The 24680-nt window shown below is 64.2% G+C and carries 23 protein-coding genes and 1 riboswitch; of the genes, 9 read left to right on the top strand and 14 right to left on the bottom strand.

Annotated elements, in window-relative coordinates; genetic code table 11:
* Nucleotides 1-24: 24 nt before the first annotated feature.
* The 3 genes from CLU93_RS20710 to CLU93_RS20700 form a co-directional block, all read right to left on the bottom strand.
* The gene (locus CLU93_RS20710) at nt 25-1608 is read right to left on the bottom strand and encodes a methyl-accepting chemotaxis protein (protein ID WP_099763118.1); all 1584 of its coding nucleotides are present in this window, start codon (nt 1606-1608) and stop codon (nt 25-27) included.
* Nucleotides 1609-1753: 145 nt separating this feature from the next.
* Nucleotides 1754-1951 (bottom strand): hypothetical protein, encoded by a 198-nt coding sequence (locus CLU93_RS20705; RefSeq protein ID WP_010399555.1) that lies wholly within the window; start codon nt 1949-1951, stop codon nt 1754-1756.
* 93 nt (nt 1952-2044) lie between these two features.
* Complete coding sequence (locus tag CLU93_RS20700) at nt 2045-4879, bottom strand: M16 family metallopeptidase (protein ID WP_099763117.1); 2835 nt, start codon at nt 4877-4879, stop codon at nt 2045-2047.
* Nucleotides 4880-5064: 185 nt separating this feature from the next.
* Nucleotides 5065-5215: riboswitch (FMN riboswitch) on the top strand.
* A gap of 96 nt (nt 5216-5311) precedes the next feature.
* On the opposite strand from CLU93_RS20700, the gene ribB reads away from it, so the two are divergent.
* Nucleotides 5312-5959 carry a 3,4-dihydroxy-2-butanone-4-phosphate synthase gene (gene ribB, locus CLU93_RS20695; RefSeq protein WP_099763116.1) on the top strand — a complete coding sequence of 216 codons (648 nt, stop codon included), beginning with the start codon at nt 5312-5314 and terminating at the stop codon, nt 5957-5959.
* A gap of 4 nt (nt 5960-5963) precedes the next feature.
* On the opposite strand, the gene CLU93_RS20690 is transcribed toward ribB, so the two are convergent.
* Nucleotides 5964-7334, bottom strand: coding sequence for an MFS transporter (locus CLU93_RS20690; RefSeq protein WP_099763115.1), 1371 nt, complete (start codon nt 7332-7334; stop codon nt 5964-5966).
* Nucleotides 7335-7456: 122 nt separating this feature from the next.
* Between CLU93_RS20690 and CLU93_RS20685 the strand changes: the two genes are divergently transcribed.
* The 5 genes from CLU93_RS20685 to CLU93_RS20665 all read left to right on the top strand — a co-directional run bounded on the left by CLU93_RS20685 (nt 7457) and on the right by CLU93_RS20665 (nt 12377).
* Nucleotides 7457-8323 (top strand): LysR family transcriptional regulator, encoded by an 867-nt coding sequence (locus CLU93_RS20685; RefSeq protein WP_099763114.1) that lies wholly within the window; start codon nt 7457-7459, stop codon nt 8321-8323.
* Between the two features lie 70 nt (nt 8324-8393).
* Nucleotides 8394-9209, top strand: a complete 816-nt coding sequence (locus CLU93_RS20680) for an MlaE family ABC transporter permease (RefSeq protein ID WP_099764513.1) — start codon at nt 8394-8396, stop codon at nt 9207-9209.
* Between the two features lie 55 nt (nt 9210-9264).
* On the top strand, nt 9265-10296 hold the full coding sequence (locus CLU93_RS20675; protein ID WP_099763113.1) for an MlaD family protein: 1032 nt from the start codon (nt 9265-9267) through the stop codon (nt 10294-10296).
* A complete protein-coding gene (locus tag CLU93_RS20670) occupies nt 10293-10964 on the top strand; it encodes a hypothetical protein (RefSeq protein WP_099763112.1) in 672 nt (223 codons plus the stop codon). The genes CLU93_RS20675 and CLU93_RS20670 overlap by 4 nt, the downstream gene beginning before the upstream one ends.
* An 87-nt stretch (nt 10965-11051) precedes the next feature.
* Entirely contained in the window at nt 11052-12377 is a 1326-nt protein-coding gene (locus CLU93_RS20665) for an ATP-binding protein (protein ID WP_099763111.1), read from the top strand.
* Here CLU93_RS20665 and CLU93_RS20660 read toward each other — a convergent pair.
* The 8 genes from CLU93_RS20660 to CLU93_RS20625 form a co-directional block, all read right to left on the bottom strand.
* Nucleotides 12374-13717, bottom strand: a complete 1344-nt coding sequence (locus CLU93_RS20660) for an HD domain-containing phosphohydrolase (protein ID WP_099764511.1) — start codon at nt 13715-13717, stop codon at nt 12374-12376. The two genes, CLU93_RS20665 and CLU93_RS20660, sit on opposite strands and share 4 nt — an antisense overlap.
* Before the next feature lie 14 nt (nt 13718-13731).
* Nucleotides 13732-15195 (bottom strand): ATP-binding protein, encoded by a 1464-nt coding sequence (locus tag CLU93_RS20655; protein ID WP_099764512.1) that lies wholly within the window; start codon nt 15193-15195, stop codon nt 13732-13734.
* A gap of 14 nt (nt 15196-15209) precedes the next feature.
* Nucleotides 15210-16049, bottom strand: a complete 840-nt coding sequence (locus CLU93_RS20650; RefSeq protein WP_099763110.1) for an HDOD domain-containing protein — start codon at nt 16047-16049, stop codon at nt 15210-15212.
* Nucleotides 16046-16390, bottom strand: a complete 345-nt coding sequence (locus tag CLU93_RS20645; RefSeq protein WP_099763109.1) for a hypothetical protein — start codon at nt 16388-16390, stop codon at nt 16046-16048. The genes CLU93_RS20650 and CLU93_RS20645 overlap by 4 nt, the downstream gene beginning before the upstream one ends.
* A complete protein-coding gene (locus tag CLU93_RS20640; protein WP_099763108.1) occupies nt 16387-17253 on the bottom strand; it encodes a response regulator in 867 nt (288 codons plus the stop codon). Before CLU93_RS20640 ends, CLU93_RS20645 begins: the two co-directional genes overlap by 4 nt.
* Nucleotides 17254-17389: 136 nt before the next feature.
* The gene (locus CLU93_RS20635) at nt 17390-17860 is read right to left on the bottom strand and encodes a hypothetical protein (RefSeq protein WP_133250804.1); all 471 of its coding nucleotides are present in this window, start codon (nt 17858-17860) and stop codon (nt 17390-17392) included.
* Between the two features lie 87 nt (nt 17861-17947).
* A complete protein-coding gene (locus CLU93_RS20630; protein WP_099763106.1) occupies nt 17948-19219 on the bottom strand; it encodes a DEAD/DEAH box helicase in 1272 nt (423 codons plus the stop codon).
* Between the two features lie 79 nt (nt 19220-19298).
* A complete protein-coding gene (locus tag CLU93_RS20625) occupies nt 19299-20357 on the bottom strand; it encodes an Lnb N-terminal periplasmic domain-containing protein (RefSeq protein ID WP_180287896.1) in 1059 nt (352 codons plus the stop codon).
* A gap of 173 nt (nt 20358-20530) precedes the next feature.
* Here CLU93_RS20625 and CLU93_RS20620 point away from each other — a divergent pair, with 173 nt between their 5' ends.
* Entirely contained in the window at nt 20531-20893 is a 363-nt protein-coding gene (locus CLU93_RS20620; protein ID WP_099763104.1) for a glyoxalase superfamily protein, read from the top strand.
* Between the two features lie 3 nt (nt 20894-20896).
* On the opposite strand, the gene CLU93_RS20615 is transcribed toward CLU93_RS20620, so the two are convergent.
* The gene (locus CLU93_RS20615; protein WP_099763103.1) at nt 20897-22066 is read right to left on the bottom strand and encodes a mandelate racemase/muconate lactonizing enzyme family protein; all 1170 of its coding nucleotides are present in this window, start codon (nt 22064-22066) and stop codon (nt 20897-20899) included.
* 99 nt (nt 22067-22165) lie between these two features.
* Between CLU93_RS20615 and CLU93_RS20610 the strand changes: the two genes are divergently transcribed.
* A complete protein-coding gene (locus CLU93_RS20610) occupies nt 22166-23086 on the top strand; it encodes a LysR family transcriptional regulator (protein ID WP_099763102.1) in 921 nt (306 codons plus the stop codon).
* Between the two features lie 42 nt (nt 23087-23128).
* Nucleotides 23129-23992: a flagellar motor stator protein MotA gene (motA, locus tag CLU93_RS20605; RefSeq protein ID WP_099763101.1), complete on the top strand. Its 864-nt coding sequence runs from the start codon at nt 23129-23131 to the stop codon at nt 23990-23992.
* Between the two features lie 81 nt (nt 23993-24073).
* Here motA and CLU93_RS20600 read toward each other — a convergent pair whose 3' ends face one another.
* Nucleotides 24074-24673: a TetR/AcrR family transcriptional regulator gene (locus CLU93_RS20600; RefSeq protein ID WP_099763100.1), complete on the bottom strand. Its 600-nt coding sequence runs from the start codon at nt 24671-24673 to the stop codon at nt 24074-24076.
* Nucleotides 24674-24680: the final 7 nt, after the last annotated feature.

Here is a 24680-nt window from a genome sequence, read left to right as displayed (position 1 = left end):
TTCCCCCCATGACAGAAAAAGTGCTTAGCGCGCCAGGCGTCGCGCCGCAGGCACGCTGCGCTGTAGCGCCGCCGCTGCCGGCGCCACGGCACCGACCTTGAACACGCTGACGATCTGCGCCAGCCCGGCCGCCTGCTCGTTCATGGCCTGCGCCGCCGCCGACGCCTGCTCGACCAGGGCCGAGTTTTGCTGCGTCATGTTATCCATCTCGACGATGGCCTGGTTGATCTGCTCGATGCCGGCGCTCTGCTCTGCGCTGGCCGAGGAAATCTCGGCCACGATATCGGTCACATGCTGCACGCTGGAAACGACTTTCTCCATCGTCTCGCCCGCCAGCGCCACCAGTTTTTCACCGGCACCCACTTGCTCGGCGGAACTATCGATCAATTGCTTGATTTCCTTGGCGGCGGCGGCCGAACGCTGCGCCAGGTTGCGCACCTCGCTGGCGACGACGGCGAAGCCACGCCCCTGCTCGCCCGCGCGCGCCGCCTCCACGGCCGCATTCAAGGCCAAAATATTCGTCTGGAACGCGATGCCGTCGATGACGGCGATGATGTCACCGATCTTTTTCGACGAGGCATTGATGGCGCCCATGGTATCGACCACCTGGCTCACCACGCCGCCCGCCTGCGTCGCCACTTGCGAGGCAGAAATAGCCAGCTGGTTGGCCTGGCGCGCATTGTCCGCATTCTGGCGCACGGTCGAGGTCATTTCTTCCATGGTCGAGGCTGTTTCTTCCAGCGAGCCCGCCTGCTGCTCCGTGCGCGCCGACAGGTCGTGGTTGCCGGAAGCGATCTCGCCGGACGCCGTAGAAATGGCATCGGCATCGTTGCGCACCTGGCTCACCAGATGCGCCAGGTTGTCGCGCATGGCCTTGATCGCCATCAGCAAGCTCGACGTGTCGCCGGGGCGCGTATCGATCTGCGTGGTCAGATCGCCCTGGGCAATTTGCGCCACGATGGCCGCTGCATAGTCGGGTTCACCACCGAGCTGGGCCAGGATACGGCGCAGCATCAGCGCCGCCAGGGCGCCCACCACCAGCATCAGCGCGCCGCCGATGGCCAGCAGCACGCCCGCCTGGGCCCAGAACTTGTGGTTGATGTCATCGATGTAGGTGCCCGTGCCGATCAGCCAGTCCCATGGCGCAAATTTCACCACGGCATACATCTTCGCCACCGGGTCCTTCACGCCGGGACGCGTGCCGTCCGCCTGCACCAGACCGATACGGCTGGTGGCCAGCGCGGCGCGGTAGCGGTCACCCGACTGCTGCATGTTCTTTTGCGGCACACCGATGCGCGACGCATTCGGATGCACGTACAGCAAGTCCGTGCTGAAGTCGCGCACAAAATAATACATATCGTCCTTGACGAAGCTGCCGATGGCCAGCTTGGCCTGCTGCTGGGCTTGCTCACGCGTGAGCTTGCCCGACTGTTCCAGCGCATACGCCTTTTCCACGGACGCGTTGGCCAATTCCACCAGCACCGTCAATTGCTCCACCCTTTCAGCCATCATGGTCTGGCGCAGGGAATACAGAGAGAATGACGCGATAAGGACGATGCCCAGCAAGGTGCTGAAACACAGGAGGAGAATGCGTGAACGGAGTGTCATGGGAGCCTGGGATGGAAAATAAAGCGTAGAATTATAAACAATTTCCCTGCGGGAATCTTTTCAGAAAAGCAAAGCGGGCGGCGCTACCAGGCTGATGCCCGGCAGGCACCGCCCGCTTTGTTACTGCTCGCTTGTTACTGGCGCATCACGCCAGCGCTTCCTTGGCCGCCTCTTCCGGCGTCAAGCCGTCGTAGAACTGGTCGGTAAACCACTCGACCTGCTCTTCGATGTGGTCTTGCGCCTGTGCCACGGTGGCGCCGCCGGCCACCAGAAAGCCTTCAACCTCGATACACCAGTTGATCAATTCCAGGGTTTCCGGATCGAGTTCTTCTTTCTTAGCCATCGTATTTCCTTGCTTGTCAAATTGCGATCACATCAATCAGCAGCAGTTTAACAGCTTCGCCACGTTGCCGCCGCTGCAGTTCAACAATGAAGATTACTTCACTGCAACGTTCTTGCGTTCCGGATACAGCACCACCTGCACATAATTGTGCATGTCCAGGTAGCGCTGCGCCGCCAGCTTGACGGCTTGCGGCGTGATGGCGCGCACGCGCTGCTCGTAGCGCAGGATCTGCGCGGGATCGCGGCCCTGCGTCACCGAACCCATCAACTGCTTCATCCAGTAATTATTTTCCCGCATGGATTTCTGCTGGCGCGTGATCCAGTTCAGCTTGACCTTTTCCAGGTCGGCCACAGACGGCCCCTCGGCCTTCATCCTGTTGATTTCGGCAAACGCGGCGGCGATCACCTTGTCCACGTTTTCCGGCCCCGTCGGCAAGTTCAGCGCCACCGAATAATGGCCGTACGGATGCTGGCCCATGGACGTTTCGAAGCCGCCGCCATAGATCATGCTCATCTTTTCGCGCAGCACTTCGATGACTCTCAGGTTCAACACCTCGCCCAGCGCCTGCAGGGTCAGCTTTTGCTCGTCCGAATACGCCACGTCGCCATTGAAGGTGATGGAAATCGTGCTCTTCGGCTCGCTACCCATGTAGATATCTTTCTTGACGATCCCTGTCACCGGGCGCATGCCCACGTCACGGTAGGCGTGCGGCACCTCGGCCACGGGCAAGGTGCCCAGGTAGCTGGCGATCAGGGGCTTGATCTTCTCGAGCTCGAAGCTGCCCGTGAAGATGAAGGTCATGTTGCGCGCGCTGGAAAAGCGCTGGCGGAAAATGTCCAGCGAACGGTCCAGGCCCACCTTGTCGAAGTCGGCCGCGCGCGGCACGCCATCGACGCGCGGGTTGTCGCCAAACGTGGCGTGCTGGACGGCATCGTAAAACACGGCTTCCGGCTGCGCCATGCTGTTTTTCGCCAGATCCTGCTGCTTGCCGATGAAGGATTGGTACAGGCCCGCATCCTTGCGTACGTCATGGAAATACAGAGTCACGAGTTGCAGCATGGATTCCACGTCGGCGCTGCTGGCCGAGCCGCCAAAGCCTTCGCTCAGTTCGCCCAGCGAAGCGCCCACATTGACCGTCTTGCCGGCCAATACCTTTTGCAAGTCCAGCGGCGCCAGGTCCTTCAAGCCCATGCTGCCGACCACGGCGCTGGCATAGCGGGCGCTGTAGATGTCGGCGTCGCCGAACAGCGACTGGCCGCCGAAGCGGGTCGAACCCATCAGCACCTGGTCATTCTTGAAATCGGTCGGTTTGAGCAGCACGCGCACGCCATTGCCCAGGGTTAGCTCCGTCACGCCGATGGCGCTATTCAACTTCTCCGAAACGATGCTGCCGCCGGCCGGCGGGCCATCCATCAGCTTGCTGGCCAGCACTTTTTCCGTGCGCGGCTCGACCTTCTGCCGCTCGGCTTGCGCCACGGCGTCGAGCAATTGCTGCTGCGTCGGGACGCTGGCGCCCGCTTTCGGCTCGGCGCCCATGAAGACGACGAGTTTCTTTTGCTGGTCGGGGATGACCCTGGCCACCGTTTCATTGATTTCCTGCAAGGTCACCTGCGGCAAGAGTTCCTGCGCGTACAGCAATTCATTGGCGATGCCGGGGATGGCTTCCTGCTCCAGGAAGTTGCGCGAATACTCGGCCACGAAACCGGACGAATCGGACTTGTCGCGTTCGCTGTACGCGCGCTCGTAATTGCGCAGCATGTTCTTGCGCGCGCGGTCCAGCTCATCCTGGCTGAAACCGAAGCGGCGCGCCCGCTCATCTTCCTGCACCAGCGCGTCGACGGCCGGCTGCACGCCGCCCTTGCCCAGCAAGGCATACGCGCTGAACGACTCGTAGCCACGCACCAGCTTGCCCATGCTGCTGCCGCCCTGGATGAAGGGCGGGTTCGCCTGCTGCGTCAATTCCTGCATGCGCGCGCTGAGCATCTGGCCATACAGGTTTTCGATCATCTGGCGGCGGTAGTCGGCAATGGTGACGGGCTCCTGCGCGGCGCGGATCGGGTAGCGGATGAAGACCGTGTCGTCCGGCGCTTCCTTGTCCGTGATCACCAGCGCTTCCGTCTGCGAGCGCTGCAGCACTTCCGCATACAGGCGCGGCCGCGGTTTCGCGGGGTTTTTCAGTTTGCCGAAATGCTGCTGAATCAGTTTTTCAGCCTGTTTCGGCTCCACGTCACCGACCACCATCACGGCCATCAGGTCGGGCCGGTACCAATCCTTGTAGAAACGCTTGATGGCTTCCGGCTTGAACGTTTTCAAGACGGATTCCTTGCCGATTGGCATGCGCTGCGCATAGCGCGAACCGTTCAGCAGCTTCGGATACAGCACCTTGTTCATGCGGTCGCTGGCACCCTTGCCCAGGCGCGCTTCTTCCAGCACGATGCCGCGCTCGCTGTTGATGTCGGCCGGATTGAATTTCAAGCCATGCGCCCAGTCTTCCAGCACGAGAAAACCCTTTTCCAGGTTTTCCTTCTTGTTCGTCGGAATCGGCAGCACGTACACGGTTTCATCGAAACTCGTGTAGGCGTTCAGGTCGGCGCCGAACTTCACGCCGATCGATTGCAAATAGGAAATGAGCTCATTGCGCTTGAAATGCGTGGAGCCATTGAAGGCCATGTGTTCCGTGAAATGCGCCAGGCCTTGCTGGTCGTCATCTTCCAGGATGGAGCCGGCTTTCACCACCAGGCGCAATTCCACTTTCTGGGCGGGACGGGCATTTTTCTTGATGTAATAGGTCAAGCCGTTTGGCAATTTTCCTACAGTCACTTCCGGTGCCAGCGGCAGGGGATCGCTCAAACGGATTTCCGCCTGGGCCATGCAAGCGCACGCCAGCAAGACGGCGCCCGAGATCAGGCGTAATTTACTCAGCTTCATGTATTCTCAACGGTAAGATTCAGTAAGCGTACCTTACACTGAAATCGTCTTTCCGCCATTAAAAACAGCTTAGAAAAACCTGCTTTTCCCAGGCAACTTTACCGAATGACAAACTCAGCAGTGCCCTGCCAGCTTTTTTCAATTGTGCTAAAGTATTGCCGCCGGTCATGTGGACCGGCACAACAATACGTCTTCGGGGCGGGGTGCGATTCCCCACCGGCGGTAAGACCGGCAACGGTCAAGCCCGCGAGCGCTTGTCAGGTTTCGCCTGATGAGGTCAGCAGATCTGGTGTGACTCCAGAGCCGACGGTATAGTCCGGATGAAAGAAGATGTGCAGTAAACGCGATTGTCCCATCGACCTGTCGATGCGGCCGGCTGCGTCTATTCGCTTGCCCTGCAGCGTTTTTCGCCTATGCGAGGAGCGTTTCACCATGTTAGTCAACAGCTATACCCTGCTTTCCAACGACCTGGAAGGTCGCATTCAATCCGCCCTGGCCGCCATGCGCGCCGGCATTCCCGTCATCCTGCTCGACGATTTCGACCGTGAAAACGAAGCCGACCTGATCCTGTCGGCCGAGAAACTCACGCATGAAACCATGGCCCTGCTGATCCGCGAATGTAGCGGCATCGTCTGCCTGTGCCTGCCCACGGACGTCGTCAGCGCGCTGGAATTGCCGCCCATGTCGCCCGACAACGGCAGCCGCTACGGCACGCCGTTCACGGTGTCCATCGAGGCGCGCGACGGCGTCACGACGGGCGTGTCGGCCGCCGACCGGGTCACCACCATCCGCGCCGCCATCGCGCCGAACGCCAAGCCCGCCGATCTGGTGCGCCCCGGCCACGTGTTCCCCCTGCGCGCCGCACCCGGTGGCGTGCTCGAGCGTCGTGGCCACACGGAAGGCTCCGTCGACCTGTCGCGCATGGCGGGCCTGAACCCGGCCGCCGTGCTGTGCGAACTGATGAACCCGGATGGCAGCATGATGCGCGGCGACGATATCGAACGCTTCGCCGAACTGCATGGCATGCCGATTCTGACCATCGAAGAACTGGTGGAGTGGCGCAGCACGCGCGAGCAATAAAGCGTCAGGCGGCCACGGCCTTGGGCAGATGCACGTGCCGGTAGACGAGGCCCGCCGCCAGGCCATACGCGGCGGCAATCGTCGCGTAGGCCAGCGGCAAGCGCAGCGACCAGTCCGGCAGCATGTGCAGAATGCTGCCGATCAGGGCCACGCCCACCAGCGCACCAATCTGGCGATTGGCGTTCAGGGCCGCCGCCGCGCTGTTCGCATGCTGCTTGCCGGCCACCCGCATCACGGTGGCCGTCATGGCGGGTATGGCGATGCCGATAGCCACGTTCATCACGGCCGTACCCAGCGCCAGCCAGCCATACGGCGTGCCCGGGCGCAAGCCCATCAGCAGCAAGGCCATCACGGCCCCCACCAGCAAGCCCGCCAGCATGGGCAGGCGCGTGCCATGGCGCGCCGCGATACCGCCTGCCATGAAGTTCCCCACCGTATAGGCTGCCATCATGGGCAGCAGGCGCAAGCCCGACTGCAAGGCATCGGCGCCGCCCGACTGCTGCAGGAACAGGCTCAATAAAAACAGCTGGCCAAAGACGCAGAAATTGATCAAAAAACCCACGCCATTGGCCGCGCCAAAGCTGCTGCTGTGAAACAGTTCACGCGGCAACAGCGGATGGCTGCCGCTGCGTTCGCGCCGCAGCAACTGCCAGGCCGACAGCACCGTCAAGGAACCCGCCGCCAGCACGCCGGGCGACAGCCAGCCCAGCACGGGGCCTTCGATCAGCACGAAACTGAGGCCCGCCAGCGCCGCCACGCCGAGCGCATGACTGAACAGCGACAAATCGCGCGGCTGGCGCGCCGGCGCGGCCAGCAGCCGCTGCGCCATGACGATGGCCAGCACGCCCAGCGGCACGTTGACCCAGAATACGCTGCGCCAGCCGAACTGGTGCACGAGAATGCCGCCGATCAGGGGGCCGGACGCACCGGCCACGCCCACCAGTGCCGACCAGGCGCCCAGCATGCGCGTGCGTTCGCGCTCGTCGTCAAAGCTGTGCGTCAGCAGGCTGAGCGAACTGGGCATGAACAGGGCCGCACCCGCGCCCTGCAGCAAGCGCGCCGCCGTCAAAAAATGCCCGTCCGGCGCGGCGCCGCACAACACCGAGCCGAGGATGAAGATACAAAGGCCGCCCTGGTACACGGCTTTCGGCCCGTAGCGGTCGGCCAGCGCGCCGCCGGCCAGCAGCAGCGCGGCAAACGTCAAGGTGTAGCCGTCGACTACCCACACCAGGCCCGTCAGCGGTATGGCCAGGTCCAGGGCGATATCGGACAGCGCCACGTTGACGGCCGTGACGTCGAGCATGGCCATGACGAAGCCGAAGGCCAGGGTCAGCAGGATCAGGCCGCTGGCGCGGTGCGGTGTGGGGGCAGACATGATAGTTCCTTGCAGGGACAGCGGGCAGCCATTATGCGAGCGTTGAATAATGCAGTAAACAGGCATAAAATCAGCACCTTGATGCAAAAATGCATCAACAAACAGGGACAAGGACTGGGCTCATGGATTGGGACAACGCGCGCATCTTTCTGGCCATCGGCCGCGCCGGCACCCTGCGCGGCGCGGCCGCCCTGCTGCGCATCGACCAGGCCACCTGCGGGCGCCGCCTGGCCGCGCTGGAAAGCTCGCTGGGCGCCACGCTGTTCCTGCGCACGCCGTCCGGCTATGTGCCCACGCCGGCCGGCGAGCTGGCGCTGACGGCGGCCGAAGCCATGGAGCGGGCGGCCGACAAGCTGCAACGCGAGATGCAGGGCGTCGACAACCGTTTAAGCGGCCTGGTGCGCGTGGCCACCACCGACACCATGGCCAGCCATTTCGTCATCCGCGCCATGCAGCAGCTGCACGCGGCCCACCCGGACATCCGCATCGTGCTCAACGTGGCGCCGGCACTGGCCAGCCTGACGCGGCGCGAGGCGGACCTGGCCGTGCGCGGCGTGCGTCCCACCGACCCGGACCTCATTTCCCGCCACCTGGTCAAGCGCAGCCTGGGCTTGTATGCGTCGAAAAGCTACCTGGCCGAACGGGGCGAGCCCGTGCGCGGCACGGCGCTGGCCGGGCACGACATCGTCATCTACCACCAGTCCGTGACGCCCCGTCATGGGGAAAAAATTGCCGGCGAGCCCGTCGCCAACGCCCGCGTCGCCATGGAAGTGAACTCGGCGGCGATGCTGCAGGAAGCCACGCGCGCAGGCCTGGGCGTGGCCGAGCTGGCCACCCACCTGGGCGATATCGACCCGCAACTGGTGCGCATCTGGCCCGAGCGGGCGGAAAGCTACGACGTCTGGCTGGTCATGCATGCGGACCTGAACCGCTCTGCACGCGTGCGCGCGGCGGCCGATGCGATTATCCACAGCGTAGCCGGGCAATAGGGTAGCCCGCGCACGGCTGCACGACTGGACAATCGCTTGTATCGAACGCATCCAATGTTAAGATGCCATGATGACCCTATCCGTCTCCCTCATCATCAGCCTGCGCCGCCTGCACCGGGCTACCATGGCCTGGCTGGTCAGCTGGTGGCGCATGCTGCATTTCGCCATCCTCGTGTTTTCGCTGGCCCTGTCGCCGTCGAGCTATAACCGCGACAACCGCCCCATCCTCGCGCACCGTCTGGTGACGAATACGGCGCCCAATCTTGTGTGGTTCAGCGTGGCCTGCGCGCTGGTCAGCCTGGTGCTCATCCGCATCGTCGTCGTCAGTGCGCAAAGCTACGGCCTGTCGCGCTATGCGCTGGAAATGGTGGTGCGCGTGCTGGTGCTGGAACTGATACCGTTGACGGCTGCCCTGTTCGTGGCCTTGCGCCTGACCCTGCCCGACGGCATTGCGTTTGCGCAAATGCGCTCTTCCGGCATGCTCGATACCATGCAGCGCCAGGGCGTCGACCTGCTGCGCCGCGAGTACTTTCCGCGCGTCATGTCGGGCATCTTCGCCGTGTGGATGCTGGCCATCGTCAGCTGCGTCACCTCGCTGATCCTCGCCTACCTCACCATCTACGGTTTTACGCCGTGGGCGCTGCAAGGCTACACGCGCGTCGTGGGGCAAATTTTCAATCCGGCCGTGGCCCTGATCCTGATGCTCAAAGTCATCTTCTTCAGCTTTGCCGTGGCCCTGATCCCGCTGGCCTCTTCCTACTATCCGGAAGAGCCGCACAGCCGGCGCAACCGGCTATGGGCCGCGCATGGCCTGTCCGAAATGCTGCGCCTGTTTTCCGTCATCCTGCTGATCGAAGTGGCTTCGCTGATGGGCAATTACTACTGATGCCCCGCCGCCACCGCCAGCGATCCCCGAACCACCCATACGAGAGCCAGAATCCATGAGCCAGAGCCAGCCCCCCAATCCCGACCAGGTCGACGTCACCGCGCCCGCCGGTCTCACGCCAGATGCCGTGCTGCCCGCCCCGCCGCCCGTGCGCCATGCCGAACTGAAGGCGGCCATCCTGCTCGTCTTCATGTTCGTGCTGCTGGTCGGCTCGGTCGTCTACCTGATGTATGCGCGCGGCGCCTTCGAAGCCACGCAGACGCTGGTGCTGACGGCCGACGACTCGGACGGCGTGGGCGTGGGCGCCGACCTGACCTTTTCCGGCTTTCCCATCGGCCGCGTGCAACGCATCGAACTGGCGCCGGACGGGCGCGCGCGCGTCATCATCGACGTGCCGCGCAAAGACGCGCACTGGCTGCGCAGCAGCTCCATCTTCACCCTGGAACGGGGCATCGTCGGCGGCGCCAAGCTGCGCGCCTACAGCGGCATCCTGACGGACCCGCCGCTGCCCGACGACGCCACGCGCGACTTGCTGGTGGGCGACATGGCGGCGGAAATCCCGCGCCTGCTGGCCGCCGCGAAAGACTTACTGAACAACCTGGGCAGCCTGACGGGCACCGATTCTCCGCTCGACGGCACCCTGCGCAATGTGCAGGCCGTGACGGGCAAGCTGAGCGGCCCGGGCGGCGCCATGGGCTTGCTGACGGGCGACGACAAGCAGTCGCGCCTGCTGGTCGAACGGGCCAACGCCCTGCTGGTCACGGCGGACCAGCTGGCACGCCGCACGGATGGCCTGGTGGCCAATGCCGACACGCGCGTCTTTGGCGACAAGGGCGTGATGACGGATGCGCAGGCCACCATCGTGCAGCTGAACGCCCTGCTGGCCGACACCCGCAACAGCCTGAAAAAGGTCGACGCCGTGCTGGTCGAGGCGCAAGCCGTGGGCGCCAACGCCAGGGCGGCGACAGCCGACCTGGGCCCGCTGCGCGCGGACGTGGAAAGCAATCTGCGCAAGGTCGAGCAGCTGGTCAATGACATCAACCGCAAATGGCCGTTCAAGCGCAATCCGGAGATCAAACTGCCATGACAATATCCCGCCCCGCCATCGCCGCCCTGCTGTGCACCTTGCTCGCCGCCTGCTCCAGCGGCCCGCCCGTGCCGGACTGGAAAATGAATGCGCAAAGTTCCATCGAACGCTTCCAGGCCGCCTATCTGAATGGCAACGCCCTGGTCGAGCAGACGGAATTCCGCCGCGCCCGCAGCCAGGTGGCCGGCACGGGCAAGCTCGAGCTCGTGGCGCGCATCGAACTGCTGCGCTGCGCCGCGCGCGTGGCCAGTCTGGCCTTCGAGGACTGTGCCGGCTTCGACGCCCTGCAAGCGGACGCGAATGACGCCGACCGCGCGTATGCGGCTTACTTGGCCGGCAAGGCGCAAGCGTCCGACATCGCCCTGCTGCCGCAAGCGCAGCGCGCGCCAGCCGGTGCCGGCTCGGACACGGCCGCCGCCAGCGCCGTGGCGGCCATCGACGACCCGCTGTCGCAGCTGGTGGCGGCCGGCGTGCTGCTGCGCTCGGGCCGCGCCACGCCGGCGCTGCTCGACACGGCCGTGGCCATCGCCTCGGACCAGGGCTGGCGCCGCCCGCTGCTGGCGTGGCTGGGCGTGCAGCGCCTGCGCGCCGAACAGGCGGGCGACACGCAAGCGGCGCAGCGCATCGCGCGGCGCATGGCGATCGTCGAGCAGCCGCTGGCCCCCTGAGCGTGCCGATGGCGGCCCAAGGCAGGCAGAATCAGGCATAATTCAGCCAGGATGACGGCAATGCGGTGCAGGTAGCGAGGTGTGACGATGCAGTTCGAGGATTTCGACTTTTCCAACCCCGAGGCCGGCAAGCACGGCGAGGGGCCACCTGCCGATGACACACCGGCCGCCACGGCCGTGCGCCTGCAATACCTGCTCGACAATACGCCCTCCATCATCTATTGCACCGTGCCCAGCGGCGACTTCAAGATGACCTTCGTCAGCAACAATGCCTTGAACGTGCTGGGCTACCAGCCCGAAGACATGGTGGCCGACCCCAACTTCTGGTTCGACCACATCCACCCCGACGATGCCCCCGGTATTTTTTCCAGCCTGGCGCAGATCTTCGTCGAAGGCGCGCGCGCCTATGAATACCGTTTCCGCGTACGCGACGGCAGCTATCTGTGGATGCACGACAGCCTGCGCCTGGTGCGCGACGAGCATGGCGTGCCGTTCGAGGTGATCGGCTCGCTGACGGACATCACGGAACGCAAGCGCATGGAAGCGATGCTGCAGGCGCGCGGCGAAGAACAGCAACTACTGATCAGCAAGTTGCAGGAAGCGCACGACCAGTTGCTGCAATCGGAAAAAATGGCCTCCATCGGCCAGCTGGCGGCCGGCATCGCGCATGAAATCAACAACCCGATCGGCTTCGTCAATTCCAACATGAGTTCGCTGCAAGGCTATGTCGGCACCCTGTTCGGCGTCATCGGGCAATATGAAACGGCGATGCGCGAGACGCCCGACGGCCCGTCCCTGGCCGCACGCGTGGCCGAGGTGCGCGCGCAAGCCGACCTGGCCTTCCTGCAGGACGACATGGTGGACCTGGTGCGCGAATCGATGGATGGCTTGAAGCGCGTGCGCGACATCGTGCAGGCGCTGAAGGATTTTTCCCATGTGGGCGAGACGGACTGGCAAGTGGCCAGCCTGCACGCGGGCCTGGACAGCACCCTCAATATCGTCGCCAACGAATTGAAATACAAGGCGCGCATCGAAAAACACTATGGCGAACTGCCGCCGATACTGTGCCTGGCCTCGCAGCTGAACCAGGTGTTCATGAACCTGCTCGTCAACGCGGGCCAGGCCATCAGCGGCGACGGCGTGATCAGCATCCGCACGGGTCACGCGGGCGACTGGGTGTGGGTGGAAATCGGCGACACGGGCGCCGGCATCGCACCCGAGCACCTGCACCGCATCTTCGAGCCGTTCTTCACCACCAAGGCCGTCGGCAGCGGCACGGGCCTGGGCCTGTCGCTGTCGTACGGCATCGTCAACAAGCATGGCGGGCGCATCGAGGTGGCGTCCGAAGTGGGCCAGGGCACGCGCTTTACCGTACACCTGCCGCTGCAGCCCACTGGCGCCGTGAAGGCCTAGGCGTCTTTCGGCGGCGCGTACACGCGGATGCTCAGGCGCCCGCCATTCTTGCCTTCGAAATCGAGCAACTGGGCAATCACGCGGGCCGTCAGCACGTGTTCGGCCGCCAGCAGCATCAAGCCATCGCGGCTGATCAGGTCGCGCGACAGCGTCATGCCCGGCTCCAGCTGGCCCGACAACACGGTCAGGTCGCGCGCCGCCGGCTCCGTCTCCTCCATGATGCTGCGGAAAGCAGCCACCACGGCCGGGTCGTAGCGCTTGCCGACGCTGTCGTAGATCAGGGTGCGCGCTTCGTCGGCGCGCAGGCTGCGCTGCACCATGGCGCCGATCTGCAAACCGTCATAGTCGGACGCCAGCGCCAGGATGCGCGCGCCCAGTGGAATGGCCAGGCCCACCATGGCATCGGGAAAGCCGCCGCCGTCGAAGCGCTCCAGCTGCGAGCGCAGGATGACGGAGACGGCGCGCAACTCGTCGAGCGCCATCAATAATTGTTCGGCGCGCAGCGGATGCTTGCGGAAGGCGGCCAGCTGCTCGCCCGTCCAGGCGCTGGCCGGCAGTTCCAGCACATCGTCGCTCAGGCTGAGCTTGCCGATATCCTTGAGCAGGGCCGCGATGAACACGTCGCGCGCTTCCTGCCCTTCCAGACCCAGCGCCTGCGCCAGCTTGCGCGACAGCTCGGCCACCCGCCGCGCATGGCCGACGAGCTTGCCGCCGCGCATCTCGATCAGGTTGGAAAACACCTTGATGGTCGTCACGAACGTGGCCTTCAGGCGCTCATTGGCCGCCTGCACCTCGTCGTGCGACTGTTTCAGCTGCTGCGTGCGCGTGGCCACCTTCGCTTCCAGGCTGGCGTTGAGCGCCTGCAGCTGCACGTTCTGGCTGGCCGTCAGCGCTTCCAGGCGCAGTTTTTCCTGTTCCAGCGCGCGCCGTTCCAGCGCGTGGCGCACCACCAGCACGATATCGTTCTCGTCCCACGGCTTGGTCACGTAGCGGTAGATCTCGCCCTGGTTGATGGCGTCGAGGATGGACTGGATATCGGCATAGCCGGTCAGCAGCAAGCGTATGGTGCCGGGCCAGCGCTGGCGCACCTGGGCCAGGAATTGCGCGCCATCCATGTGCGGCATGCGCATGTCGGAGATGACCAGGTCCACCGTCTCGCTCTCGAGCAGGGCCAGGCCCGCCGCGCCGCCGTCGGCCGTCAGCACGCGGTAGCCGTGCGGGCGGAACAGCCGCCGCAGCGACGAAAGGATATTCGGTTCGTCGTCGACGCACAGGATGGTCGGCGGCGCGGCCGCGGTGCTGGCGCTGGTGCTGGCGCTGGTACTGGTACTGGTGCTCATGCTGTCCTGTTCGGTCATGGTACGGCGGCCTGCGCCTGGCGCACGGGCAAGGTGATGCGGAAGGTGGTGCCGCGGCCGATGACGCTGCGCACGTCGATGCGGCCGTGGTGTTTCTGCACTGTGGTGTAAGCCAGCGACAGGCCCAGTCCCGTGCCCTTGCCGACGGCCTTGGTGGTAAAGAACGGATCGAAGATGCGCGACAGGTGTTCGGGCGCGATGCCGCCGCCCGTGTCCTCGACCTCGATCCACACTTCCGTCGTATTATCGCTACCGGTGCGCAAGGTGATGCGTCCGTGCTCCTCGCCCATGGCGTGGGCCGCGTTGACGACCAGGTTCATGATCACCTGGTTCAGTTCGGAAGGCTGGCATTCGATATCGGGAATGTCGCCATATTCGCGCACCACGTCGGCCTTGTACTTGACCTCGTTATTCACGATATTGAGCGTGGTATCGATGCCCTGGCGCAGGTCGGCCCAGACCCACTCCTGGTGCGCATCCGTGCGCGAAAAATCCTTCAGGTCCTGCACGATGCGGCGCACGCGCGAAATGCCTTCCTTCGACTCGCCCATCAGCAGCGGTATGTCGGTGCGCAGGAAGTCCAGGTCGATCTGTTCGCGCAGCGCGCGCAGGCGCGCCGCCACCACGGCGTCGGCCACGGCCGGCTCGGCTTCCTCGTAGGCGTCGAGCATGCTGAACAGGTCGTCCAGGTAGCCTTCCAGCGTGCCGAAATTCGAAAATACATAGCCGATGGGATTGTTGATCTCGTGCGCCACGCCGGCGGCCAGCTGGCCGATCGAGGCCAGCTTTTCCGACTGCAGCAGCTTTTGCTGGGCCAGCGACAGCTTGCTGTTCAATTCCGTCAGGGCCAGGTTACGCTCGCGCAATTCCAGATCGGCGATCTGGCGCTGGCGGATATCGTCGGCCAGGCGCTCGTTCATTTCGGCCAGCTGGGCCGTGCGCTTGGCCACCAGGTGTTCCAGGTTGTCGTGCGCCTTGCGCAGCGCCAGTTCGGCCAGGCGCCGCTCGCTCACATCGCGCAGGGTTTCGATGGCGCCCACCAGGCGTCCCTGGCGATCGCGCAGGGGCGCCGCCGTGAAATGCAGCCAGTGGCCGTCGGGGCCGATATCGGCAAAGAAATCCTCGGCCTCGAAGGCGCCGGGGATGACGGGTGAACGCTTCAGCTTGCCAAGGTAAAGGTCATTTTCGCCGAGCGCGATATCGTCGGCCACCAGCAGGTCGGCCAGGCAGGCGCGCGGCTGCGGATAAAACGCCTTCCAGTGCTCGCGCGTGCCAACCATCTCGGCGGCCGTAAAGCCCAGCAACTGTTCGCAGGCGCTGTTCCAGTGCGTCACCACATGGTCCGTATCGATGGCGAAGGTGGCCACGGGATGGCCGTCGAAAAACGCCGATAGCGCGATGGTATCGCCCTGGCGGCGTTCCGGCGTGGCGGGCAATGCCTTTCCTGCGTCTGTTTCCATGGCCTCTTTCTTGTTCATGCCAGCATGATCCGCGACATTTCATCGAAGGTGTGTTCGGTTTGCCCCAGCAGCGCCAGCCAGGCCGGCTCGTCCAGCGCGATACTGCGCCAGCCCGTGGGCGACAGGGCCGGCACCAGCGCATCGTCGACGCCGGCCAGGTCGAGCCCCAGGGCGACGGCGTTGGCCATGTGCACGACCAGCGGCAAGCCGCCCGCCTCCAGGCGGTCGATGGCGTGGTGGTCGGCCACCGCCTGCTGTATCGCCTCGGGAAACTTCCAGTAGGCGGCCAGGGCGCTGCCCACTTGCGCGTGATCGATGCCGATGACGGCCAGTTCGGCCTCGGCCATCTGGCAGTCATGCGCCTGGCGGTAGCTGCGCACGAGCGCGTACTCGGCCGGGAAACGCGTCACCAGCACCAGCGTGCCCAAATCGTGCAGCAGGCCGGCCGTGAACGCCGTCTCGGGATTGATGCGCAAGTGCGGCGCGAGCAGGCGCGCGGCGATGGCCGTGGCCAGCGAATGGCGCCAGAACGCCTTGAAATCGAAGCCGCCGGCCACGGGCGCGAAGCTGCCCGTCAGGGCGCAGGCCGTGACGACGGTGCGGATGCTGTGAAAGCCCAGCACGGAAACGGCTTGCGGAATGCTGGTGACCTTCGATTGCATGCCGTAGAACGAGGAGTTGGCGATGCGCAAGGTCTTTGCCGCCAAGGCCTGGTCCAGCTCGATCTTTTGCGCCAGCACATGCACATCCGTGTCGTCCTGGTCCATGCTCGACAGCAACTCCAGCACCACCACCGGCAGCGACGGCAATTCCTGTATCTGGCGGATGATATGTTCAAAACTGAGCCGTGTCATGCCGCGCCCCCTTGCCGGTAGCGCTGCAGTAGCGCCAGCAGTTCCGCCCCGGCGGAATCGGGCGGCGTGGCGCGGAACAGCACGGCCAGCCGTTCCAGGCGGCGCAAGCGTTCCTGCTCGGCATGCGCCTGCGCGGCGGGGTCCGGCGCCTCGTCCATGACGACATGGCAGCGCTCCACATTACGCCTGCGCAAGGCCGTCAGGCTGGCCGCCGTCAGGGTGGCGCCCCGGGCCAGCAGCACGGTGCCGCTGGCGTCGCTCAACGCCTGCGCCAGCACCATGCCTTCCTGCGCCTGCTCCATCGAAATCTCGCGTCCGCTTTCACTCACGCTTTCACTCATGTATCGGCTCCATGACGACTCAGGGTGACCAGGCTGCCGCGCGAGCGCGAATGCAAGCCCATGGGATGGACTGCCACGACATACGGCTGACCGTCGATGGCGGCCAGGCGGGGCGTGTCCTGCCCGTCGAACAGTTGCGGCAAGACCAGCGCCGCCTCGCTGCCCAGCAGGGCCGCGCCCCGCTCGAACAGGTTGGCTGCCGACGCATTGATGAAGGCGATCATGCCTTCGTCGTCGAGCCCGATCACGGCCAGCGGCAGAAATTGCAGTACTTCGCGCGCGATGCCCAGGCTGACTTCATCGCGGCTGATCTGGTGCTGCTGCTGGCTCACCAGCGCCTGCATGGCGGCATTCGCCGCCGCCAGCGCCTGGTTGGCGTCGCGCAGTTGCGCATTCAGGCGCACATTGTCGTCGTCGATGCCCTTCAGGCGAAAGGCTTCGGCGATATGCTCGCGCAGCTGATGGTCTTCCCAGGGCTTGGTGAGGAACTTGAAGATGGCGCCCTCGTTGACGGCGTCCGTGACGGCCTGCAACTCGGTATAGCCCGACAACATGATGCGGATGGTTTGCGGACACAGCAGCTTGGCCTTGCGCAGGAAGTCGGCGCCCAGCATGCCGGGCATGCGCTGGTCCGACACAATCACGTCGACCGCATTGCTGGCCAGCACGTCCAATCCTTCCTGGCCGCTGTTGGCCGTGAGGATATGGTAGCCATCGCGCCGCAGCAGACGCTTGAGGGAAGCGAGGATATTCGGCTCGTCATCGACCAGCAGCAAGGTGCGCCGCTGCGCCGCAGGCTGCTGTACGGCATCCGCCGCCAGCACCGCAGTACCCGGCATACCATGCTCGTCGTGCAAATCCATCGGACCATCCTCTCATCGCCAAGGCGATATGGAAGCTTGCCTGGAGCGCGGCATCATCTTGCGCGGCAATCGGCTTGCGCTAAAATTATACGACTAAATATTCCCGTATGACACTAATCCTGCACTTATCCGCCACTTATCCGTGCCGCGCCGGGCAAGGCGTGTCGCGGTAAAACACAAAGCCGCCCAGACCGATGGCCTTGGTGTCGGCTTTCACGCCATAGACCAGCGTATTCTTGTCCGCCTCGATGCGCAGCAGATTCTGGTGCTGCACGATTTGCGCGTGCGACAGCTCCAGCGAAGGCGTCGGCGCCAGCGCCAGGCGCAATTCGCCGCTGCCGGCGTCATACGCCCAACGGCCGGGGTTGTAGAAAGCGAAGCCGCCGTCGAAACGCAAGCTGCCATCCTTGAACTGGGTCAGGCAAATGCCGGGAAATTCGCTGGGCGGGTTGTACCAGGTGGCGGCCACGGCGGCATCAGCCGCTGTCTTGCCCGGCATCTGCATGCCGTTCGTGCCATCGGGCTTGTCACCGCTTCCGCCCATGCCGGCGCAAGCAGCCAGCGCCAGCGCGCCAACCAGTGCGCCCGCGCGCGTGATGAATGTCATGTGCATTCCCATCCCCTTGCTTTATAGAAACACAATCTTAGTCCGGGAAACCTGGCCGTTCAAGCGGCCAGCGCACATAAGGGGGATTTAATTGCCCCCGGCCGCTTTTTCCGCCATGGCAGCCATGGCAGCAGCTTCGCGCAATTTATCCTTTTTGCTTTTGCGCGCGCCCTTCACGCCGCCGTTTACCGTATCCGTGACGGCGCTTACCGGCGCGGGCAGTTCCGTCGGTTCGAAACCGGCCACCACTTCACGCACGATGCGCAAGTCGTTGCGGTTTTCGATCAGGCGGAAATGCGCTTCCGAGTCGGCCGTGACAAAACTGATGGCCGTGCCGCTTTCGCCCGCGCGGCCCGTGCGGCCGATGCGGTGCGTGTAGTCGACGGCCGAGCGGGGCAAGTCGTAATTGACGACGGCCGGCAGCCCGGCGATGTCGATGCCACGCGCGGCCACATCGGTGGCGACCAGCACCTGCAAGCGCCCCGCCTTGAAGTCGGCCAGCAGCTGGCTGCGCGTGCCCTGGCTGAATTCGCCGTGGAAGGCGCCCACATGCAGGCCCGCGCGCTGCAGCTTGTCGGCCACATGTTCGGCCGCATACTTGGTGGCGACGAACACCAGCACCCGATCCCACTGCTGCTGCAGGATCAGGTAGCGCAGCAGCTGCGTGCGGCGCGGCACGTCGACCGTGATGGCGCGCTGCACGATGTCGGGCTTGTCCTGCGCTTCGGACGCCACTTCGATGCGCACGGGTTCCTTGAGCAGGCTGTCGGCCAGCGCCTGCACGCTGTCGGGGAAGGTGGCGGAAAAGAACAGGTTTTGACGCTTGCCCGGCAGCAGCGCCAGGATGGCGTTGATTTCTTCGCTAAAACCCATGTCGAGCAAACGGTCGGCCTCGTCGAGCACGCACAGCGACACGCCGCCCAGCTTCACGGCATTTTGCCGCACCAGGTCGAGCAAGCGGCCCGGCGTGGCGACGACGATATCGGCGCCGCCGCGCAAGTCCATCATCTGCGGATTGATCGACACGCCGCCGAACAGCACGGAAATCTTCAGTTTGATCGGCAGCGGCTTGGCCAGCGCGTGCACCGTCTGCCCCACCTGCGCGGCCAGCTCGCGCGTGGGCACGAGGATCAGCGCGCGCACCTGGCGCGGGCCGGCAGCGGGCGCCATCAGCGCCTGCAGCAGCGGCAGCGCGTAGGCGGCCGTCTTGCCGGAACCCGTCTGCGCCGCGCCCAGCACGTCGCTGCCGCGCAAGATGGCGGGAATGGCGGCGGCCTGGATGGCCGTCGGCACGGCATAGCCGGCCTTGTCGACGGCACGGACCAGGGCGGGAATCAGACCCAGTGAGGAAAATGGCATAGCGGGCCTTCTTTATTCGTAAAGTGAGACCGGCCGCGAAAGGCGGCCGGTCGGAATTGCGACAGTATAAGGCAGACCGCTACTGGCGTGGCATTTGCAGCTTCGGAAAGCCCGCTTCATCGTAGCCCGGCATGCCGCGGCGGATCGCGTGCGAAAAGTCCGCATCGTCATTCGCCGCCCGCGCGCGCGCCGTGACGTGGCCCCCTGTGCGCAGCTGCTCGAAGCTCTGGCCGGGCACCAGGCCCTTGACGTCGAACAGATAGCGGTCCAGGTAGCCCGAGGCCAGCAGGCGGTAGTCGAACGGCAGGCCCGGCACGATGCGGCGCACCATCTCGAAGACGATGGTGGTGCAGTTGGCCGTCAGGGTATGGTAGAACTGCGGCTTGGCCTTCAGCGCCTGCGCTTCGTCCAGGTAGGCCAGGAACAGCGAACGCATGGCCGCTTTCGGCATCATCACGCGGTACAGATGCATGTCCTCGCCGCGCGCATTCGTGCGCACGCGCAGGATGTCGCGCTCGTCGGCAGCGATCAGACTCATCTCGAAATGCTTGAAGAAACCGCCGATGGCGGAAAAGCTCTCGCCCTTTTCCTTGCGGATCTCGATGGAAAACGTCAAAAAGCGCCCGTCCGCAAAACCGAAGGAAATCAAGGTATGCGCGATGTAGGGACCCGTCCAGTACGACAGGGCCGTGTCCACCGTGCGCAGCTCGTCGAGGTCGTAGCTGCGCTGCTCCCACTTGACCGTGTAGTCGTCATCGCTGCGCCAGTCGAAATTGCGCACGTTCTCCAGCGTGACGATGCTGCCCTTGACGGTGCCCGTGACATTGCGCGCCACGTCGTCGGCCCACACACGCTGTTGCTTCGGCGTGATCAGGCTCCACCACAGGAGCAGCAGGATAAAACCGGCCGCATACGGCAGCAGCACGCGCACATCGCCGCGCATCCACCACAGCACCACGCTGGCCACGCCCAGCGCGCCCCACAACAGGGCGCCGATGGCTTGCGCCGCCGTGCCGCCGGACAGCTGGTACCACAGCGCCAGCGCGCCCCACAGTGCAGTCAACAGGAGAATCAGGGAAACGGCCATTTTGCCGAGGGTGGCCAGCACGGAGCGGGCACGTAGTGATAAGAAAGTCATGCCGCAATTATAGGGGCAAGTGATGATGTGCAAGTATTTCAGACGTGTCGGCCTGTCATCGTTGGCGCCGGGCCGGCGCTGGAACCGGACTCGATTTCGACCAGGGCATGCGGCCACATCTATCGCAGCACGGCTAGAATGGTGGGATCGCCACCATTGTTGAAAGGGCCGCCATGCAGCTGTCCCCTGCCATCCCCATCCTGCGCATCTTCTCGGAAGAAAAGGCGCGCGAGTTCTACCTCGGCTTCCTCAGCTTTACTTTGGACTGGGAGCATCGCTTCGAGCCCACGGCGCCGCTGTACCTGCAGCTGACGCGGGGCGAGCTGGTACTGCACTTGAGCGAGCACTACGGCGACGCCACGCCCGGCACGGCGCTGCTGATCCCCGTCGACGACATCGCCGCCCTGCACGCGGAGCTGCAGGGCAAGGATTACCCGTATGCGCGGCCCGGCATCCGCGACGAGGACTGGGGCCGCATCCTGGAAGTGGCGGATCCGTTCGGCAACCGGCTGCGCTTCTGGCAGCGCAGCGCATAACGCTTACTGGCCGCTTAGCGCCCGCATTTCCGCATACAGGTTCGCCTTGCCCTCGAAGCCGATGCCGACCAGGTCCGGCATGGTGATGTGGCCGTTTTCCACGCGCACGCCATCGGGGAAGCCGCCGAACGGCTGGAATAAATCCGGATACGATTCATTGCCGCCCAGGCCCAGGCCCGCCGCGATATTCAAGGACATCTGGTGGCCGCCGTGCGGGATGCAGCGGCTGCGCGACCAGCCGTGCTGCTGCAGCATGTCCAGCGTGCGCAGGTATTCCACCAGGCCGTAGCTGAGGGCGCAGTCGAACTGCAACCAGTCGCGGTCGGCGCGCATGCCGCCGTAGCGGATCAGATTGCGCGCATCCTGCATGGAAAACAGGTTCTCGCCCGTCGCCATCGGCTTGTCGTAATAGCTGCGCAGGGTGGCTTGCAACTCGAAATCGAGCGGATCGCCCGCCTCCTCGTACCAGAACAGATCGTACTGGCGCAGCGCCTTGGCGTAGGCGATCGAGGTGTCGAGGTCGAAGCGGCCGTTGGCGTCCACGCACAGCTTTTGCCCGTCCTGCAGCACGTCCATGATGGCGTCGATGCGGCGCAAATCCTCGTCCAGAGAAGCGCCGCCGATCTTCTTCTTGACCACCGTATAGCCGCGGTCGACATAGCTGCGCATCTCGTCCTGCAGGGCACTCAAGCTCTGGCCCGGATAGTAATAGCCGCCCGCCGCATACACGAAGACTTTTTTGTCCGGCGCACCGGCGCCGTGGCGTTCGGCCAGCAGCTGGAACAACGGCTTGTGTTCGATCTTCGCCACGGCGTCCCAGATGGCCATGTCGATGGTGCCGATGGCCACCGAGCGCTCGCCGTGGCCGCCCGGCTTTTCATTGGTGTACATGCAATCCCACACCTTGTGCGGGTCGAGGTTGCCGCCGTCCTCCGTCATGAGGCTGGCCGGATCGGCATCGAGGATGCGGGGAATGAAACGCTCGCGCATCAGCATGCCCTGGCCGTAGCGGCCATTCGAATTGAAACCATAGCCGACGACGGGCTTGCCGTCGCGCATCACGTCCGTGACGACGGCCACCAGGCTCAATGTCATCTTCGTGAAATCGATGTAGGCATTGCGGATGGGCGATGAGATGGGGATGGTCTTTTCGCGGATATCGACGATTTTCATGCGGCTCTCCTGTGGGTGAAAACAATGACGCCAGCTTACCCGCGATTTTGAGTCGTATAATCGATGGCAATTTAAACCATTCTTCACTTGAAGTTAATAATGAAAAGCGACGCCACCACGGAAATGGCCTTCTTTGTGCTGCTGGCCAAGCTGGGCAGCCTGTCGGCCACGGCGCGCGAGCTGGACATCACGCCGCCCGCTGTCAGCAAGCGCCTGCAGTTGATGGAGCAGCGCCTGGGCGTGCGTTTGCTGAACCGCAGCACGCGGCGCATCAGCCTGACGGGCGACGGCGAAAGCTATCTGCAGCAGGCGCGGCAAATCCTCGACGATATCCGCGCCATGGAAGAATCCCTGGCCAGCGGCAGCGCGGAACCGCGCGGGCTGCTGCGCGTGAATGCCACCCTGGGCTTCGGGCGCACGGTGATCGCGCCCCTGCTGTCGCAATTCGCCCTGCGCCACCCGCAGCTGGAAGTGCAGCTGCAGTTGACGGACAGCCCCATCAATCTGGTCGAGCAGGCATATGACCTGGGCATCCGCTTCGGCGACTTGCCCGACACGCGCCTTTCCGCGCGCAAGATCATGTCGAACCGGCGTTTCCTGTGCGCTTCGCCCGCCTACCTGCAGGCGCATGGCACGCCGCAAACGCCCGACGACCTGGCACGGCACCGCTGCATCGTGCACCGGCAGAACGACGACGCCTACGGCATCTGGCGTTTGAGTCGTGGCCGCGCCACCCACACGGTGAAGGTGCGCGGCACCGTGGCCAGCAACGATGGCGACGTGGTGCTGGGCTGGGCGCTGGACGGGCACGGCATCCTGCTGCGCTCGGAATGGGATTTGTCCCGCTACCTCGACAGTGGCCGCCTGCGCGTGGTGCTGGAAGACTACGCGCTGGCGCCTGCCGACCTGTACGCCTACTACCCCAGCCGCCACCAGTTGCCCGCCAAAGTGCGCGCTTTTATCAATTTTCTCGGCCAGCAGTTGCAGCCGGAAGCGGCCACGGCGGCCGAATCAGGTTAAACTACAATATTGCGATATGGCAATGTTATGAAGGAGTAAGTTTTGCTAGTCATCCTCGGATTTCTCGTCGTGCTGTTTTCCGTCTTCGGCGGCTTCGCCATGCAGGGCGGCCACCTGGCGGCCCTGTTCCAGCCGCTGGAACTGCTGATGATCGGCGGCGCCGCGCTGGGCACCTTCTTTATCGGCAACGACGCCAAGGCCATCCGCGCCACGTTCGCCGCCCTGCCCACCCTGTTCCACAGTTCGCAATACACGAAAGCGCGCTACATGGAGCTGATGGGGCTGATGTATGAAATCCTCAGCAAGATCCGCAAGGAAGGCTTGATGTCGGTCGAGGACGATATCGACGACCCGTACCGCAGCGCCATCTTCGTGAAATACCCGTACACGCTTGGCGACGAGCACATCCTGGAATTCATCACCGATTATTTGCGCCTGATGGTGTCGGGCAATATGGATGCTTACCAGATCGAAAACCTGATGGATAACGAGATCGAGACGCACCATGAAGATGCGGAAATGCCGATCCAGACGATTTCGCAGCTGGCCGACGCCATGCCCGCCTTCGGCATCGTGGCCGCCGTGATGGGCGTGGTGCATACCATGGCGTCCGTCGGCTTGCCGCCGGCCGAGCTGGGCGTGCTGATCGCGCAGGCGCTGGTGGGCACCTTCATCGGCATCTTGCTGGCCTACGGCTTCATCGCCCCGCTGGCCAGCTTGCTGCGCCGCAAGCACCATGAAACGGCAAAGATGTACCAGTGCGTGAAAGTGACCTTATTGGCCAGCCTGAACGGCTATGCGCCGGCGCTGGCCGTGGAATTCGGCCGCAAGGTCATTTCCGCCACGGAACGCCCCTCGTTCAGCGAACTGGAAAACCACGTGCGCCAGGTGCGCACGAAGAACTGATACGGCCTGTTTCACTTGCCCGGCGCGTCAGGCTTCCGGCGACGGCAGCGGATACGCCAGTGAGCTTCTGGCGGCTTGCTGTCATTGGCGCGATGACCTTGTAACCAACAGCCCGCGTAGTAGCAATTCCAAGGCAGCAACTCCCTCGATCAAGCGCGCCGTGCCTTCGTCACCGTCTGCGATCCAGAACGCCGCTTCTGCCAGACTGCCGTAAATCAGCGAAGCCAGTGCCCTCGGGCTGGCGTCTGCCACGATGCCTTGATGAATCAGCTCCTGGAGAATGCCTTGCATCGACGCAACGCAATGGCGCTGCGAGTCCGGTGAGGCACCACCGAGGACCGCCCTGGCATCGCGTAAAACGATGCGCTGAATTTCCGGTTCCAGGGCCATCTCCAGATAGGCACGGCAGCGACTGCGAAAACCCTCCCACAGATCGTCGGCGCGTTCGGAGATGGTTCGCAGGCGGTCATCCATTTCCGCGTCGATCTGTTCCACCACCGCGAGCAGCAAGCCCTTCTTGTCGCCAAAGTGGTGATACAGCGCACCACGCGTCAGCCCTGCCTGCGCGGTGAGGTCATCCATCGATGTGTCGGCATAACCGTGCTCGCTGAACACTTTGCGGGCAGTGGCCAGCAACGATGCACGGGTTTCTTCCATTTCGGCACGGGTGCGGCGAACCATTGCTTTC

This window comes from Janthinobacterium sp. 35, assembly GCF_002754575.1.
GTDB classification, from domain to species: Bacteria; Pseudomonadota; Gammaproteobacteria; order Burkholderiales; family Burkholderiaceae_D; genus Janthinobacterium; species Janthinobacterium tructae.
Note: the sequence above shows the minus strand (reverse complement) of the source record. Positions and strands in the feature narration are given on the sequence as shown.

Coding starts and splice junctions, on each gene's coding strand:
- CLU93_RS20710 (WP_099763118.1), bottom strand. CDS start 1,608: ATGACACTCCGTTCACGCATTCTCCTCCTGTGTTTCAGCACCTTGCTG.
- CLU93_RS20705 (WP_010399555.1), bottom strand. CDS start 1,951: ATGGCTAAGAAAGAAGAACTCGATCCGGAAACCCTGGAATTGATCAAC.
- CLU93_RS20700 (WP_099763117.1), bottom strand. CDS start 4,879: ATGAAGCTGAGTAAATTACGCCTGATCTCGGGCGCCGTCTTGCTGGCG.
- ribB (WP_099763116.1), top strand. CDS start 5,312: ATGTTAGTCAACAGCTATACCCTGCTTTCCAACGACCTGGAAGGTCGC.
- CLU93_RS20690 (WP_099763115.1), bottom strand. CDS start 7,334: ATGTCTGCCCCCACACCGCACCGCGCCAGCGGCCTGATCCTGCTGACC.
- CLU93_RS20685 (WP_099763114.1), top strand. CDS start 7,457: ATGGATTGGGACAACGCGCGCATCTTTCTGGCCATCGGCCGCGCCGGC.
- CLU93_RS20680 (WP_099764513.1), top strand. CDS start 8,394: ATGACCCTATCCGTCTCCCTCATCATCAGCCTGCGCCGCCTGCACCGG.
- CLU93_RS20675 (WP_099763113.1), top strand. CDS start 9,265: ATGAGCCAGAGCCAGCCCCCCAATCCCGACCAGGTCGACGTCACCGCG.
- CLU93_RS20670 (WP_099763112.1), top strand. CDS start 10,293: ATGACAATATCCCGCCCCGCCATCGCCGCCCTGCTGTGCACCTTGCTC.
- CLU93_RS20665 (WP_099763111.1), top strand. CDS start 11,052: ATGCAGTTCGAGGATTTCGACTTTTCCAACCCCGAGGCCGGCAAGCAC.
- CLU93_RS20660 (WP_099764511.1), bottom strand. CDS start 13,717: ATGAGCACCAGTACCAGTACCAGCGCCAGCACCAGCGCCAGCACCGCG.
- CLU93_RS20655 (WP_099764512.1), bottom strand. CDS start 15,195: ATGGAAACAGACGCAGGAAAGGCATTGCCCGCCACGCCGGAACGCCGC.
- CLU93_RS20650 (WP_099763110.1), bottom strand. CDS start 16,049: ATGACACGGCTCAGTTTTGAACATATCATCCGCCAGATACAGGAATTG.
- CLU93_RS20645 (WP_099763109.1), bottom strand. CDS start 16,390: ATGAGTGAAAGCGTGAGTGAAAGCGGACGCGAGATTTCGATGGAGCAG.
- CLU93_RS20640 (WP_099763108.1), bottom strand. CDS start 17,253: ATGGATTTGCACGACGAGCATGGTATGCCGGGTACTGCGGTGCTGGCG.
- CLU93_RS20635 (WP_133250804.1), bottom strand. CDS start 17,860: ATGACATTCATCACGCGCGCGGGCGCACTGGTTGGCGCGCTGGCGCTG.
- CLU93_RS20630 (WP_099763106.1), bottom strand. CDS start 19,219: ATGCCATTTTCCTCACTGGGTCTGATTCCCGCCCTGGTCCGTGCCGTC.
- CLU93_RS20625 (WP_180287896.1), bottom strand. CDS start 20,357: ATGACTTTCTTATCACTACGTGCCCGCTCCGTGCTGGCCACCCTCGGC.
- CLU93_RS20620 (WP_099763104.1), top strand. CDS start 20,531: ATGCAGCTGTCCCCTGCCATCCCCATCCTGCGCATCTTCTCGGAAGAA.
- CLU93_RS20615 (WP_099763103.1), bottom strand. CDS start 22,066: ATGAAAATCGTCGATATCCGCGAAAAGACCATCCCCATCTCATCGCCC.
- CLU93_RS20610 (WP_099763102.1), top strand. CDS start 22,166: ATGAAAAGCGACGCCACCACGGAAATGGCCTTCTTTGTGCTGCTGGCC.
- CLU93_RS20600 (WP_099763100.1), bottom strand. CDS start 24,673: ATGGTTCGCCGCACCCGTGCCGAAATGGAAGAAACCCGTGCATCGTTG.